Origin of the sequence: Sporosarcina sp. PTS2304, assembly GCF_003351785.1 — a bacterium.
Classification (GTDB): Bacteria; Bacillota; Bacilli; order Bacillales_A; family Planococcaceae; genus Sporosarcina.
On record NZ_CP031230.1, the window covers coordinates 365,848 to 381,741 of the forward strand.

General features: G+C 40.2%; 14 protein-coding genes and 1 other annotated feature. Of the genes, 7 read left to right on the forward strand and 7 right to left on the reverse strand.

Going from position 1 to position 15,894, the window contains the following annotated elements; translation table 11 throughout:
* Nucleotides 1-53: 53 nt before the first annotated feature.
* Nucleotides 54-236 (reverse strand): YjzD family protein, encoded by a 183-nt coding sequence (locus tag DV702_RS01535; RefSeq protein WP_114923131.1) that lies wholly within the window; start codon nucleotides 234-236, stop codon nucleotides 54-56.
* Nucleotides 237-415: 179 nt separating this feature from the next.
* Here DV702_RS01535 and DV702_RS01540 point away from each other — a divergent pair, with 179 nt between their 5' ends.
* On the forward strand, nucleotides 416-1,348 hold the full coding sequence (locus DV702_RS01540) for a beta-ketoacyl-ACP synthase III (RefSeq protein WP_114923132.1): 933 nt from the start codon (nucleotides 416-418) through the stop codon (nucleotides 1,346-1,348).
* Between the two features lie 51 nt (nucleotides 1,349-1,399).
* The gene (gene fabF, locus DV702_RS01545; RefSeq protein ID WP_114923133.1) at nucleotides 1,400-2,635 is read left to right on the forward strand and encodes a beta-ketoacyl-ACP synthase II; all 1,236 of its coding nucleotides are present in this window, start codon (nucleotides 1,400-1,402) and stop codon (nucleotides 2,633-2,635) included.
* Between the two features lie 1,103 nt (nucleotides 2,636-3,738).
* Here the strand turns inward: fabF and trpS are convergent.
* Nucleotides 3,739-4,725 carry a tryptophan--tRNA ligase gene (gene trpS / locus DV702_RS01555; protein WP_114923135.1) on the reverse strand — a complete coding sequence of 329 codons (987 nt, stop codon included), beginning with the start codon at nucleotides 4,723-4,725 and terminating at the stop codon, nucleotides 3,739-3,741.
* 70 nt (nucleotides 4,726-4,795) lie between these two features.
* Nucleotides 4,796-5,009: a binding site (T-box leader), on the reverse strand.
* A 427-nt stretch (nucleotides 5,010-5,436) separates the two neighbouring features.
* Between trpS and spxA the strand changes: the two genes are divergently transcribed.
* The 4 genes from spxA (at nucleotide 5,437) to pepF (ending at nucleotide 10,007) form a co-directional block, all read left to right on the forward strand.
* Nucleotides 5,437-5,835, forward strand: a complete 399-nt coding sequence (gene spxA, locus DV702_RS01560) for a transcriptional regulator SpxA (RefSeq protein WP_009765721.1) — start codon at nucleotides 5,437-5,439, stop codon at nucleotides 5,833-5,835.
* Between the two features lie 239 nt (nucleotides 5,836-6,074).
* Nucleotides 6,075-6,725 carry an adaptor protein MecA gene (mecA, locus tag DV702_RS01565; protein ID WP_114923136.1) on the forward strand — a complete coding sequence of 217 codons (651 nt, stop codon included), beginning with the start codon at nucleotides 6,075-6,077 and terminating at the stop codon, nucleotides 6,723-6,725.
* Between the two features lie 256 nt (nucleotides 6,726-6,981).
* Complete coding sequence (locus DV702_RS01570) at nucleotides 6,982-8,139, forward strand: competence protein CoiA (RefSeq protein ID WP_162805691.1); 1,158 nt, start codon at nucleotides 6,982-6,984, stop codon at nucleotides 8,137-8,139.
* Nucleotides 8,140-8,189: 50 nt separating this feature from the next.
* On the forward strand, nucleotides 8,190-10,007 hold the full coding sequence (pepF, locus tag DV702_RS01575) for an oligoendopeptidase F (protein WP_114923138.1): 1,818 nt from the start codon (nucleotides 8,190-8,192) through the stop codon (nucleotides 10,005-10,007).
* A 782-nt stretch (nucleotides 10,008-10,789) separates the two neighbouring features.
* On the opposite strand, the gene istB is transcribed toward pepF, so the two are convergent.
* From istB to DV702_RS01600, 5 genes are all read right to left on the reverse strand, one after another.
* Nucleotides 10,790-11,554: an IS21-like element helper ATPase IstB gene (gene istB / locus DV702_RS01580; RefSeq protein WP_371682719.1), complete on the reverse strand. Its 765-nt coding sequence runs from the start codon at nucleotides 11,552-11,554 to the stop codon at nucleotides 10,790-10,792.
* Entirely contained in the window at nucleotides 11,551-12,837 is a 1,287-nt protein-coding gene (gene istA / locus DV702_RS01585; protein WP_114923139.1) for an IS21 family transposase, read from the reverse strand. Before istA ends, istB begins: the two co-directional genes overlap by 4 nt.
* 454 nt (nucleotides 12,838-13,291) lie before the next feature.
* Complete coding sequence (locus DV702_RS01590; RefSeq protein ID WP_114923140.1) at nucleotides 13,292-14,125, reverse strand: DsbA family protein; 834 nt, start codon at nucleotides 14,123-14,125, stop codon at nucleotides 13,292-13,294.
* Nucleotides 14,122-14,514 (reverse strand): globin domain-containing protein, encoded by a 393-nt coding sequence (locus DV702_RS01595; RefSeq protein ID WP_114923141.1) that lies wholly within the window; start codon nucleotides 14,512-14,514, stop codon nucleotides 14,122-14,124. The genes DV702_RS01590 and DV702_RS01595 overlap by 4 nt, the downstream gene beginning before the upstream one ends.
* Before the next feature lie 150 nt (nucleotides 14,515-14,664).
* Complete coding sequence (locus DV702_RS01600) at nucleotides 14,665-15,318, reverse strand: lytic transglycosylase domain-containing protein (RefSeq protein WP_240315663.1); 654 nt, start codon at nucleotides 15,316-15,318, stop codon at nucleotides 14,665-14,667.
* Nucleotides 15,319-15,472: 154 nt separating this feature from the next.
* On the opposite strand from DV702_RS01600, the gene DV702_RS01605 reads away from it, so the two are divergent.
* Entirely contained in the window at nucleotides 15,473-15,862 is a 390-nt protein-coding gene (locus tag DV702_RS01605) for a UPF0738 family protein (RefSeq protein WP_114923142.1), read from the forward strand.
* Nucleotides 15,863-15,894 lie beyond the last annotated feature (32 nt).

A 15,894-nucleotide genomic window follows, 5' to 3' on the forward strand; every position in this document is an offset into this window, starting at 1 on the left:
TCATATAAAAAAGCGCACGGACTGATCATCAGTCCGTGCGCTTTTTTCGGATATCAAACGTCTGCTGGAGACTCATCTGGAATAACTGCAGTGATAATCAGTACAATTACTGCCAAAACGATAGAGACGGTAACACCCGCCATAAAGTCAAATTCAGTACCAACGATTGAGCCCGCAACGTAATTTAACATTGCTACTAATAGGAACGACCAAACAAATGTCATAATATAGTGCATGATTTTCACCTCGACTAGTCTATTTCAAATTACATCATACCATAGCCATTCTAGACGATGAAATGATAATATGCAGTATTTTTGACGAAAAAGTGTCCTCTTATTGAAAAACAGGCGATTTTCTTCTATAATTACTACCAGGTACTAATAATAGATGATAAAAGAACGGGGTAGATGAAATGAGAGCTGGACTTCTAGGAATGGGAAAGTATGTGCCGTCAAATATTGTAACGAATGCAGATTTAGAAAAAAGAATAGATACGTCAGATGAATGGATTCGTACTCGTACGGGTATTCAAGAACGTCGAATTGCTGATGAGACGATTGATACATCTGATATGGCATACAACGCAGCGAAAGATGCTCTTGAAGCGGCAAATATCCGTCCGGAACAACTGGGACTCATTCTAGTTGCGACTGTCACTCCTGATCATATATTTCCTTCTGTCGCAACGATGGTGCAAGAGCGCTTAGGAGCGAAGAATGCAGCCGCAATGGACATTTCTGCAGCATGTGCAGGCTTTATTTATGGAGTTGTCACAGCAAAGCAATTTGTTGAGTCCGGTACATATGAGTATGTACTAGTAGTCGGTGTGGAAAAGCTGTCAAAAATTGTGAACTGGGAAGATCGCAACACTGCCGTATTATTTGGGGATGGTGCAGGTGCAACAGTTGTAGGAAAAGTAAGCGAAGGCAGAGGAATCCTTTCATTTGAGTTAGGTGCAGATGGCACGGGAGGTAAACATCTTTGCCATAAAGAATTTATCGAGATGAACGGTCGTGAAGTATTCAAGTTTGCAGTTCGTCAGATGGGAGAGACAGCAGTTTCTGTAGCTGAAAAGGCTGGATTAGCTAAAGACGACGTTGACTATTTAATTCCACACCAAGCGAATATCCGCATTATGGAAGCATCCCGCGAGCGTTTAGGTTTACCAATCGAGAAGATGTCCAGTACCGTTCATAAATACGGAAATACATCTGCTGCGTCTATTCCAATTTCATTGACAGATGATTTGGCAGAAGGCCGTGTTAAAGATGATGATATTATTGTCTTGGTAGGATTTGGCGGCGGCTTGACATGGGGCGGCTTATGTATAAAATGGGGTAAGTAAACAAGCGAACAATGAATGAAATAAAGTTACAAAAAGAAAGGAAGTTTAGCATTGGAAAAACGACGAGTAGTAGTAACGGGAATCGGTGGCGTTTCGCCGGTAGGAAATACAGCAGAAGATTCTTGGAAAGCGGTCATTGAAGGAAAATCCGGAATTGACATTATGACAAGATTAGATCACGATAAATTTCCTGTACGTGCAATGGCAGAAGTGAAAGGATTCGATATCGAACAGTATGTATCACGTAAAGATGCTCGTAAAATGGATCGTTTCACGCATTATGCAGTAGCATCAGCGCTTATGGCGATGAAAGATGCAGATCTTGTATTGGATGATGAATTGGCACTGCGCACTGGTGTGTGGATCGGTTCAGGTATCGGTGGAATGGAGTCTCACGAAAATCAATTTTTGACGTTCCAAGAAAAGGGATATAGACGAGTCAGTCCATTCTTTGTTCCTATGATGATTCCTGACATGGCAGCAGGACAAGTCTCGATTATTACAGGTGCTAAAGGAATTAACTCTTGTTCCGTAACAGCATGTGCATCCGGTACGAACTCGATCGGTGATGCATTTGAAGTAATTCTTCGTGGAGATGCAGATGTCATGATCACCGGAGGAACTGAAGCGCCTATTACTTCTTTGGCAGTTGCTGGTTTCATTGCGAGTACTGCATTGTCACTTAATGCAGATCCGGAAAAAGCTTCTCGTCCATTCGATAAAGACCGTGACGGTTTTGTAATGGGTGAGGGAGCAGGAATTCTGATTTTGGAAGAGTACGAACATGCGGTGAAACGTGGAGCGAAAATCTATGCTGAAATCGTAGGATACGGTTCGACTGGAGATGCGCACCATATTACGGCACCTGCACCTGGTGGGGAAGGTGGCGCGCGTGCAATGCGTCAAGCACTTGCTAAAGCGGGAATAGAGCCGACGGATATTGGCTATATTAATGCACACGGTACGAGTACGCCATATAATGATTTGTTTGAGACGATTGCGGCTAAGACGGTGTTCGGAGATCATGCATATAAGCTGGCGATGAGTTCAACGAAGTCGATGACGGGTCATTTGCTTGGCGCGGCTGGCGGTATCGAAGCGATTTTCACTGTGAAGGCGCTGCAGGAGGGTATTCTTCCTCCGACTACGAATTATGAAACGCCGGATCCGGAGTGTGATTTGGATTATGTGGTGAACGAGGCGCGTAAAGCAGATATTACTTATGCGATGAGTAATTCTTTAGGCTTTGGCGGCCACAATGCTTCACTAGTGTTTAAGAAGATATAAGATAAGTGAGAGAGCTGCGCAAGGTGATTTGTACTTGCGGAAGCTCTCTTTTTGTGTTGGGTCGTGAGTCGATTTAGTTTTGAGTTTTGGAATTGGTGAGTGTTCAGCTTTTAGTAGCCGCTTCAGCGCGTGGGGGATTGTCTTTCACAGTGAGTTATCTCTAGTGGTCTCATTGGCAGTTGGATGGAGTGAAGCTGACTTAGAGTCTCTTGCGGCTTGCGCTTGTCAAGTGCAAAAGCCATCCTTCGCTACGGCTTTTCCTGAACCTCCCGGAGTCGATCGTCTTCCAGCTTCAGCCGTACTTAGTGTGTGTAAGACAGTTTGATCACTCTTTGTAGTTGGTGAGAACCATGTAGAATTGTCTGATACAATGCGACCGTTTTTGAAGTTAAAAAGCGGTGAAGTGTTGCTAGCTACTATGACTGTTTCGATGGGCTGCGTGGAAAAAGCAATAACTATATACATTCAGTCAGCTAATCTAAAGCTTCACCCATACTGTTCAGGAAGCGTAACTTACCGTACCTTATTTCTGGCCGAACATCAACTGACATCCCGACACAAACTCAAGGAATCTCCCGGAAGAACCGGCGACTCCTGGAGGATCAGGGAGAGCCGTGGCGAAGGACGGCTTTTGCGAGTGAAGCGCAGCGAGAAGGAGCACATCTTTGCATTTGACAGGCGTAATCGCCAAAGCACTTCTGGCGAGTCCGCCGCGCCCCCTCAGGAAAGCGTCCGGTTCTGCAGGGAGAATCCTAGCACGTACACTCATTTTCTACACTGCAAAGGAGAGGTCACTCACCCTACTCCAATTTTTGGACGGACACCAACTGACTTGCGGACACAACCTTTGCAACTATACAGCATAGCCCGTCTAATCTACACGACATCATACATAGGATGAAAGAAAACGATAAAGGACGAGATGAAATTGACCCGTTTTCTACTATTTATTTGCAGCTATTGTCTCATTGTAGTAACACTTGCAAATTTACTTTTTTATCTGAACTACTCCGCGCTGGGATACGGCTATCATCAAATCGCCTTCTTTATACTGCAATCCACCGACTTCACAATACTCGTGATAGCGGTCTTAATACTCATAATTACCGTCTACGCCCCAAGCCCATCGCAGCCTCCATCTTTTTAAGCGTCTCGCTAGCAATAGCATTAGCTTTTACTGCACCTTGGTCTAAGTATTCATCCAGTTCAGGTGAATCGATCAATTCGTAATAGCGTTGTTGAATTCCTTCTAAGTGATTGATTATTGCTTCTGCCACACCTGCTTTAAATGCACCGTATCCGAGGCCGTCGTACTTTGCTTCTAAGTCAGCTATCGATACGCCACTTAATGAAGATTCAATAATTAGCAGGTTTGAAACGCCTGGTTTGTTTTCAACGTCGAATTTCACAATGCCTTCTGAATCTGTCACTGCGCTTTTAATTTTCTTTTCGATTTCTTTTGGTGTGTCCAAAATAGAAATCGTTGCTTTTTTATTTGGATCGGATTTACTCATTTTCTTCAATGGATCTTGCAAAGATTTAACGCGAGCTCCGTTTTTAGGAATACGAACCTCTGGAATGGTCAATACTTTTCCATAGCGGCTGTTAAAGCGCTCAGCTAAGTCACGAGTCAGCTCAAGATGTTGTTTTTGATCTTCTCCTACTGGAACGATATCGGTGTTATACAATAAAATATCAGCCGCCATTAGAGGAGGGTATGTTAGAAGGGCGGCAGAGACTCCTTCAGCACCTTCAGATTTATCTTTGAATTGTGTCATGCGTTCCAGTTCTCCGATGTAAGAAACACACTGCATAATCCATCCAGCCTGCGCATGTGCCGGTACTTCAGATTGAATAAACAAAGTAGATTTTTGTGGATCGATACCACTTGCGATATAGGTAGCTGCCAAGGAACGAATTGCTTTTTTTAAGTTATCAGGATCTTGCTGAACTGTAATCGCATGTTGATCAACGATACAGAAAATGCACTCCTCTTCATTTTGGAGTTCGACGAATTGGCGGAATGCTCCAATATAATTGCCTAATGTAATCACGCCTGTTGGCTGAACACCCGAAAAAATTGTTTTCATGTTTTATTTTCCTCCTTCATAATATGCAAAGAATAAAAAACGGCATAAAAAAACACCAGTCTTCCCCATAAATAGGGACGATTGATGAAAAGGTAACCGTGGTACCACCCGAATTGCTTAAAAAAGCCGCTCAACTCCCATAACGCGGGAACACGTAATGGATTACTATGATTCATCCATCAAGCTCAGGAGCCCATTCTTTTTGTGCGGTTTTGCTTGTTTTCACCAATGCAAGCTCTCTGAGAAAACCACTTCAAAAATACTATTTCCTTCATTGCCGTTTACTTATTGCTTAAAATTATATAGTTTGGTGTAACTAAAAGCAAATAACATTAATGTGAAATAAATAAAATTACGAGAAGTGAAACCTTTCAGCACACTTGTACGTACTATAAGTAGATAGTAAAATTGGCAAAAGAATTTGTCTAAATGAGAATAGAATTATTTTATTGTACAGGTTTAAAGCAGATATTTACTGGGTATAAAAGTAGAAGATGTTCATTTTACTTACATAATTACATGTTTTATTGAAGATTTGTTGTAAAATGAAGATTTTTATATTTTCTTTAACTTTTTTAGAAAAAGTATATTAATTGAGAATGATTACGTGTATAATGGGTATTGTAAAGATTAATTATAATAATTCTAAATTAAAATGTAAACATATCAAATCTAACTGAGCGCAAGCCATTGGAAAGGACGTGTCAATAAATGGGTGTCACACTTTATACATCACCTAGCTGTACATCTTGTAGAAAAGCAAAAGCATGGTTGGAGGAACATGAGATTCCTTATACTGAGAGAAATATCTTCTCTGAACCATTAAATATTCAAGAGATCAAACAAATTCTTCGTATGACTGAAGATGGTACTGATGAAATTATTTCTACGCGATCAAAAATATTCCAAAAACTAAATGTTGATGTGGAGAGTCTTCCACTTCAGAGACTATATGAGTTAATTCAAGAACATCCTGGTCTTTTAAGAAGACCAATCATTCTAGATGAAAAAAGACTTCAAGTAGGGTACAATGAAGATGAGATTCGTCGTTTCCTACCTAGAAAAGTTAGAGCCTATCAGCTGCTCGAAGCGCGGCGAATGGTTAACTAATCTAAATACAAAGCTGATAGGGATGACACTGGATACATTTGTGCCTATCAGCTTTTTTGAATTGAAAAATCCCTTGTATTCCTCTAGGCGTTTTGCTTCAATGCTTACGTATATAAAGGTATATTGTAATAAACCCTTTCGAAACTGACTGTGTCGACATATAGTAATAGTAAGCATTGCAAGTAAGTGTTCATTACATGACAGGGGAGGGCCTGTTCTACAGAAGGGAGAGATAAGGGATGGAAATAGAGCGCATTAACGAAAACACGGTAAAATTTTACCTGTCTTATGGAGATATTGAAGCCCGTGGTTTTAGTAAGGAAGATGTATGGTATAATCGCGATAAAAGTGAAGAACTTTTTTGGGATATGATGGATGAGCTTGGCGACGATACAGAGTTTGAAGTGGAAGGTCCGCTTTGGATTCAAGTTAACGCAATGAGCGAAGGCATTGAAGTAATAGTTACCCGAGCGCATCTTCCAAAAAATACGGAGTCCTCGCAATTTCCTTTTGGTATCGAAGATCCAGAAGAATTATTTGATCCAATCTTTGATTCAATTAAAGAAGTGGAAGAAGATAGTGAGGAGGACGTGCAAGTCAAAGACAAATTGTTTGTATTCAATGAATTTGACGAGTTGATTCCTTTAGCAGCTAAGATGCTTTCACTAGAAGATCCATTCGACTCACAGTTATATGCATTTGAAGATCGTTATTATCTCAACTTACGTTTTGATTATTCAGTAGTGGATAAGAAGCGTGCGAAAGATATAGCGAGTATGGTTACTGAATACGGCGCACCGTCTAAAATGTCTATTTATAGAGTAGAGGAATACGGCACAGTCGTTATGGAGTCCGACGTTTTTGCTCAGGTGAATAAATTTTTCTCATAGTGTTCTGAAAAGCTACCAGTTTTCTGGTAGCTTTTTTGTGTTATTTATTAAGCTTACTGCTTTGTAAGTGCAAGACTACTTGAAACCGTTATTGTATTTTGAAAAGTGATCGGATAACTGAAGCGGTTACAAAAAGCAACATCCTCAATAATTCTAGAACTCAAAATCAAAGTCGACTCACGACCCGACATCCAAACTACCCCTTGCCAAACAATCTGATAATTTGTAAAATAGAAAAGAAAGGAGAGTGAAGCCATTGTTAACAGCCTGTACATCCAAAGGGCAAACCGTCGCATTGACTAGAAATATGTCCCTTTCCGGTCTTCGCGAATGGCGCAAAAGCGAAAGGTTTTATTGCACCCAATGTAAAGAAAAAGTCCAGTTAAAAGTCGGTGACATCGTCATACCACACTTCGCCCACTACCAGCAAACCAACTGCCGCGAAAACTTCTCTGAAGGCGAATCCCCAGCCCATTTACTCGGCAAAGCCCAACTTCATGAACTCTTCTTACGTCAGGGAATTGAAGTAGCGCTCGAACCCTTCCTGCCCGACATCCGCCAAAGACCTGATCTGCTCGTCACATGGCAAGACACTTGCGTCCCTATTGAATTTCAATGTAGTGTAATCCCGCTAGAACACGTCATCCAACGCAACGAAGGCTACAGCCGACTTCATATGCTTCCCATTTGGATTATTATTACACCCGCCAGCATTCGTACCTCTACAGCGTCTATACACTCCATGCGTTTAACTCAATTTCAGCAATTCTTCATTCGTCGCTTACCTTCTCGAACAGAAAGTATGATGACACTCCTCCTGACGTACAATCCGTCGAGTGAACAATTTCATTATCTTAGCCATATGATCCACTTGCATGGCTCCGCCTATATTGTACGTCACTCCATTATGCGTATCCGCCATCAATCCATTCCATTTGCCTTGCCGGTTGCACCTTCTAAAGAAGACATTTCTGAACTTACCCGTCACTACCAACAAGCTCGGCGTAAGTATCTCCGTACGGTCATTGGATATAATCAAAGAGGCGTTCACAATCAATTTTTACGTGCGTGTTATGAAATGAGAATACAACCAATTGAATTACCAGTATGGATTGGAGTGCCGACAATTGGACAAGAAGCATTCAAGCAAGCGGATTGTGAATGGCAGACGTTACTTATTGCGGCCATGCGCGAAACGCGAAAGACGCCATTTCAATTAACTCGTTCATTTTATCAGGAATTTATTAAGAAGTTTGAAGGAAATCGGGAAGAACAGTTAGAAGCATGTGTACGCTATGCGGATTTTTTGCGAGGTGAACGCATAGATATCTATCGATTGGATAAATACTATACCAATCACTACGTTCAAGAAATCCTTTTACAGCGTTTTCTTGCATTGCATGCCAAAAATTGAGAAAATGTAGTGGAATCAATTATAGGCAATAGAGTGAAGGAGGAATTTGATTGACGAATGAACATAAAGTATTGACACGTGAGGAAGTATCTGAAGAAGAAACGTGGCGGTTGGAAGATATCTTCCCTTCGGATGAAGCGTGGGATAAAGAATATCGCAAAATTGAAGAGATGGTTAATGAAGCAGCACAGTATAAAGGGACGCTTGGTGATGGAGCGCGTCCATTGTTTGAAGCGCTAACATATCGAGATAAACTCGCTGAACGTTTGCGTAGATTATATACGTATGCGCACTTGAAAACAGACCAGGATACGACAAATGGTTTCTATCAGTCCATGGATGGTCGAATTAAATCATTAATCGTCAAAGTTTCTACAGCGCTGTCGTATTTCACTCCTGAATTACTTGCGATTGATGAAGATCAATTGAACGCAACGATTGAGTCGCATGAAGGCTTGCGCTTATATAAGCAAGAATTTAAAGAATTAAATGCGGAGCGCGCGCATGTTTTAACAGCTGATCAAGAAGAACTTCTGGCACAACTGTCCGAGGTAACTGGGACCTCCGCTGAAACGTTTAGCATGTTAAACAATGCAGATTTAACTTTTGGCTTGGTGAAAGATGAAGAGGGGAACGAAATTCAATTAACGCACGGACGGTATTCGCGGTTTTTAGAAAGTAAAGATCCGAAAGTTCGCGAAGCGGCATTTAAAGAAATGTATGCGAAGTATGGGGAGTTCAAAAATACGTTTGCTTCTACATTAAGCGGAAATGTCAAAGCGCATAATGTGAAGGCAAAAATTAGAAATTATAGTTCTGCAAGAAATGCCGCATTATCAGGCAATCATATACCAGAACAAGTGTATGAAAACCTAGTGTCTACCATCCATAAAAACTTACACTTACTTCATCGTTATGTAGCGTTACGCAAGAAAGTATTGCAGTTGGACGAAATGCATATGTGGGATATTTACACTCCACTCGTAGAAGATACAGAAATTAAATACACATATGACGAAGCAAAAGAAACGATGCTGGAGAGTTTCCATCCACTAGGGGAAGATTACACATCGATCGTTAAAGAAGGTCTCGACAATCGCTGGGTAGACGTTCGTGAAAATAAAGGGAAACGTTCAGGCGCCTATTCTTCAGGTTCCTATGGCACAAATCCATATATTTTAATGAACTGGCAAGATAATGTAAATAACTTATTTACGTTAGCGCATGAATTTGGTCATAGCGTGCATAGCTACTATTCACGTAAAAACCAGCCATTTATTTACAGCGGATATTCTATCTTCGTTGCAGAAGTGGCATCTACAGTAAATGAAGCGCTGCTCAATGATCATTTGTTAAAAGTGACTACAGATGACGATAAACGTATTTACTTACTGAATCATTGGCTTGACGGCTTCCGGGCAACTGTGTTCCGCCAGACGATGTTTGCTGAATTCGAGCATTTGATTCACGTGTTAGATCAAGAAGGGACACCGTTAACGGCAGAGAAGTTAACAGAAGAATATTATGCGATGAATCATACATACTATGGAGATGCCATAGTCAATGATGAAGAAATCGGGTTGGAATGGGCACGTATTCCTCACTTCTACTATAATTATTATGTCTATCAATATGCGACAGGTTATAGTGCCGCAGTAGCTTTAAGCAAGCAAATTCTTGAAGAAGGCGAGCCGGCAGTTGAAAGATATATTTCTAATTTCTTGAAAGCCGGGTCTTCAGATTATCCGATTGAAGTTCTAAAAAAAGCCGGAGTCGATATGACTTCTGAGCAACCGATCGAAGAAGCTTGTCGTGTATTTGAAGAGAGATTAGATGAATTGGAAAGATTATTAGCGAAGAGAGGCTAACAAACAGGAGGGGGTTCACCAATTGCAATCGAATTCTGAATTATGTAGGGGAATCTCAATGCAAATTGTTGAAGTCATTTATTATTTATGATATGGTTATGTTGTGGAATAAATCACATACCAAACATACACCCCTTTTGTTTGAACGTGAACATTTCTCCCATTCCCTTTGAAAAAGAGTATTCACTCCCCCCCAGGAGAGAATACTCTTTTCTTTTTGGTTACAATTGAAAACTAACTAATAGATCAAGACTGTTAAATAACTATAATATGTATGATTTATTCAAAGACGTAAAAGCGAGTTAGGCGATAAAACTAAGCGGACGACTTTGGCTTAGTGATGCTGACTTAGAATGTCTTGCGGCTTACGCTTTCAAACGATACGCTTTCCGTAGGGGGCGCGACGGACCGTCAAGCGCTGCGAATTACACCTGTCAAAAGCAAAGATGTGCTCCTTCTCGCTGCGCTTTACTCGCAAAAGCCGTCCTTCGCTACGGCTTTTCCTAATCCTCTCGGAGTCGATCGTCTGTAAGCTCCAGCCGAAACTTAGTGTGTGCAAAACAGTTTGATTACTCTTTGTAGGTAGTGAAAACCAAGTAGAGTTGTCTGATATAATCTGACCGTTTTGAAATTAGATAGTGGTGAAGTGTTGTTAGCTACTATGACTGTTTCAATGAACTGAGTGGAAAAGCAATGACTCTATATATATTCAGTCAGGCAATCTAAAGCTGTAAATGTCAACACTAATATGTACATTTGTGCTCGTTTAACAGTGTACAAAATTACTCGTTTACTGGCTCAAGGTGTTGCTTAAGACGGTATGAATCACCTGTAATCGTTACGACGCTCGCGTGATGTAAAATACGATCTAAGATAGCGTTTGCTAACTTGGGTTCCGGGAAAATTTCTTCCCAAGCCTTGAAGTTCACGTTCGTTGTGAAAATTGTACTTTTCTTTTCGTAACGTGCATCAATTAACTGGAAGAAAAGCTTTGCGTCTTCTGCATCAATCGGTAAATAGCCGATTTCATCAATGATTAATAATTTATATTTTGTATAATGCTTTAAACGGCTTTCTAGTCGATTTTCAATACGTGCTCTTTTTAGATTTTGGATTAAATCATGACACTTAATAAAATACGTGCTCGTGCGCTTTTTAGCAGCTGTAATACCGATTGCTGTGGCTAAGTGGGTCTTGCCGACACCACTTGGACCAAGAAATACAATGTTCTCATTTGCTTGAATAAATCGTAAGCTTTGAAAATCGAGTAACTGTTGCTGATTAACACTGGGTTGAAAGTCGAAATCAAAATCTTTCATTTCCTTTAAATGTGGAAATGCAGCGACCTTCACCATCGCGTGGATCATGTTTTGTTCACGTACATCTACTTCGTAGTTCGTTAATTTAATAAGTGTGTCTATAAAAGAAAGCTCGTTCTTAATACTAAAGTCGATGACTTCATTCAAATGTAGACCCATTTGCTTTAGTTTTAAATACTCAAAGTTTTGTAGGAGCTGCTGATAATTCGTGTTCAAATGCTGCTTCATTTATACATTTCTCCAATCGCTGCTAAATTTCGTTTTGCTAAATCATTTATATCCGGATAGTTTGGCATCGCTTTTGATATTGTTTCTCGATAATGTGCTTCCTGATAATTGAGTTTAGCATTACTTATTTTGTGTTGAGCTATCAGTTCCATGTTATAATGAATCCATAATTGGTCATCATATACTTGCAAACTTACTTTCTTTCCCTGGTACACTGGTGGTACGGAGTACTGATTAGATTTGTAAGAAATCATGTTTGATGCATTGACTTTCACAAGTGTATGGTTGATTTTGAAGGAATCTCTTACTCGTTCAGTTGGTAGCTGGAGTAGGTGATTCTTTTCTTTTTGGAATTCGAGTAACGGAATTTTATTTGTTCCTTGATGAATTTCACGATTAATTCGGTTACACAATCGCTCAATATAGACATGCAATTCTTCTATATTAAACTTCCCTTGGTATGCATGGATTTCATCGAGTAACTTCATTGTTGTTTCTACTTTACCTTTTGTTTTGGGGCGACCAGCGATACATGGTCTAACCTTAAAGCCAAAATCCTTTGCGAATTGAGCGAACTTCGCATTTACTTTTCCTTTTGAAAATTCTGTTCGTGCTTCATCCATCACCGTTTTCATATTATCTGTGACTAGCTCTTCAGGGACGCCACCCATCTTCTCAAACGTTTCCGTAAGGAATGAAAATAATACCGCTTGCGATTTCGAGATGCTCATATAAAAGAATCGCATACGTGAATGGCTCAATACTAAGACAGCGACATTGATTTCTACTTGCTCACCATCTTTTGTTTCATATAGAATACTTTCTTTCCAATCCAGTTGTGCCTGTTTTCCAGCACGTGTTTCAAATCGAATCCCACTATTCCCCATGCTCGGAATACGCTCATCTTTCTCAAAATACGCTTGAAATTCTGGCGTGTTCGCAATATATGTACGGAATGTTGATTGGCCACAAACTAAGCCATGATTATCTTTTAAATACTGCCATAGGTTACGACGATAATAAAATACTTGCTTCGAATCCTCTGATAATAAACTCGCGATTACTGGATAAAACTCATCAATTTTAGATGGTTTGTTGCGCTTCTTTTTGGGAACGAAGCCATTTAGATATTTGTCGATCGTACGTCGATCTACGCCCATGTCCCTTGCTAATTTACTTTTATTTATCTTCATTTTTAAATGCTCCATTATTTTTTTATATGCTGCTAAATCTGCAAGACTATTTAGTTCAAATGTTGTCTCTACGTTTAATTGAATATACATTCCTAATCACCTCTAGATTAGTATGTATAACCCGAGCATTTTTGTACATGGTTATTCAAGCAGGAATGTACATATTTAAATTAGCATTTATATAAAGCTTCACCCACACTGTTCAGGAAAAGGAACTTACCATACTCTATTTCTGGACGAACACGGACTGACTTACGAACACTAACTCAAGGATTCTCCCGGAAGAACCGGCGACTCCTAGAGGACCAGGGTGACAGGTGTAATCGCCAACGCACTTTTGGCGAGTCCGCCGCGCACCCTCCAGAAAGCGTCCGGTTCTGTAGGGAGAATCCTCACACGTATCCTATTTTTCTGCACTGCACACCAAGAATCATTTATCCAACAACAGTCTTACGAACGGATTATAGAAAAACAGAGTAAGAAACTAGACACTTCTTGAAAAAGATAAAATCCAAAGCCCTCAAATTAGAGGACTTTGGATCAATTAAAAGTGCTGTTTGATTAAAGAGCAATTATGCTGTTTTTTACGCCATAATGTACGATCTTGGAATGGAATGCATTCGATTTGTTGTTTAAGAAGACGCTTCTTCAATTCACGTTCCGCTTCTTTTTCAGTAATGCGATAGATTTCAGCTACTTCTCTCGTAGTAAGTAGATCAAAACGGTTAAAGAGGGAATTGATGGACGGTGGCATATCAGGCAATAGTTGACTACCAATCAATTCTTCTAAAATCTGTTCGTAAATCGCATACTCGTAGCGACCACTCACTTTCAATCCTTCATCTTCAATATTACTATTGAAAAATACAAAAGTAGGTGCTTCATCTACTTCCATTTCATTCCCCAAAAACATATCTACTTGCAAAGCACGCATCGTCTCGTCAGAAGTAAAGTCAGCTATAAATTCATCAACATCGAGATTTATTCGTGCTGCAATTTCTACGAGTACTGAAAATGAAGTTACATTGCGCTTTTTCAAGAATGAATACTCTAATAGACAAGATAAGTATCGGAAACCAGCTCGTTTTCCTTGGAATTCAGCCGCTTTAATCGCGATGCTTGGAAAACAAGGATTAGCCCTGTTCGTTGGTCTTGAATCTTGAGAGTCGCAGACAGGTGGCATATTCAGTTTAGGCAACGGTGTCCGCAATACGATTCTCAATGAAAAGTAGTGATCATATTCGACTTGCAATTTCCGTAAAAGTGGTTGCAGTGACCAGCAATCTTTGCAGTATGGATCTAAAAATACATAGAGTTCAATGGGCTTTGCTGAAGCAGAATAGTGTAACGTATCATCGATAGCAGTTAGATAGTTCACTCGTCTTCCTCCTCGTTCCTATTTACCATATGGTTGGCTGTTAAGACAAGGCGCTGATAGTATACATCCCGCAGTGGTCCCTCCAGTCCTACTTCATCCATTGCTTCCGCCATGCATGCTAACCATGCTTTAGCGCGAGTAGGTGTGATAGGGAACGGCATATGCCGTGCTTTCATCATCGGATGACCATGCTCTTCTGTAAAAAGATTGGGGCCTCCAAGATATTGTGTCTGAAATTGTATTTGTTTCCGCAGTGTCTCGGATAGGTCGTCAGGGAATATTGGGTAGAGGTCCGGATGCACCGCCACTTTTGCGTAGAATCGTTCTAATAGTTCGTGTAACCTTTTCTCGCCGATCTCCTCAAAAGGGATGATTGGTTTTCGGGTCATCACATTCACACCCTTTCGTTCATCTGTGTCTTTATTCTATCAACGAACGTTTTCCTATACAAATAAAAGAACTTATTGTTAAGTTGTTGTTATAGTGCAGATGGGTAATTTATCGTAAGTGATCTATGTTAAATCGTGTCGAATTTCCTTTTACGCCATTTGATTGTAGTAATTCATCACTTTTTTTACATAGTTTTGTGTTTCTTTAAATGGAGGAATTCCACCATGTTTTTTTACATTACCAGGTCCTGCATTATAAGCGGCTAGAGCGGTTTCGATAGAGCCGAATTGGTTCAGCATCGTGCGTAAATATTTTGCACCGCCCATTACATTTTGTCTCGGATCAAAGCGGTCCGCGACACCTAGAAATTTAGCTGTTCCAGGCATAAGTTGCATAAGTCCGCCAGCGCCTGCCTGACTAACAGCTTTTGCGTTAAAGTTTGACTCTTGTTTAATTACCGCTGAAATTAATTTTTCAGGTAGTTGATACTTATCTGCGGCCTCTTTAATAATATCTGCGAACTGTCCTTTACCTGCCGTGTTGGATTCAGGTAAATTAATAGGCAACGACAGTGCAGGCAAAATAGAGTGTGAATAGTTCTCTCCTTGGTAAAGTAAGCTTTTCTTTGACGATGCGGGTGAGTGGGTGAGACCTAATGTACTTTCCGTCATTAATTGTGTAAGTAATGACTGGAATTCATTGGCGTCTCCTAATGAACTAGCACTGAAAGACTGCACAGCCCCAAGAGTCTGCATCGTATTTAATTCGAGAAGCATTCGCATATTCAATGGGTTTAGGTTCACGCTCATTCCTCCTATATATGAGTAATCGTTATAGTAGATTGTATATCCTCTCTATTATACCAACTTTCGTAGCAGAATGGGCAAATACAAAATGCAACAATGTGTGTCATATGGTAGACTGAACGTAAAGACTTTATTTAAGGAAGTGGTCAACTTGGATAAACAAAATAAAATACTTACTATAGATCAGCAAGGGAATGAAATACACTTCGTTTTACATCCCGAAGCTCATTGGCCTTTAGGTTCGCCAACAGGCAAAATGCTGACTGACACAGACCGGCAATCATTCGTTTATGCATTCGATCATGAGTCGGGCTATCGTTATGCGTATTTTCCACAAAATAGCTGGAGTGGTCTTGCGAATGTACTTTTAACAGATGCCACTCCAGTTTTAGTTTGGCAAGATCAGAAACTTGTACTAACAGATTTAAAAGATGAATTATACGCGTTAGTCCTTAATATTGAGGGAAATGACAATTACGGTGAAAAATTCAGTGCAGCTGTTGAAGAAGCATTTCAAGCTGTATTAGAACAGGTAAATTAAGTATGACGATTGTATTGCAAAAAAGGAAAGGG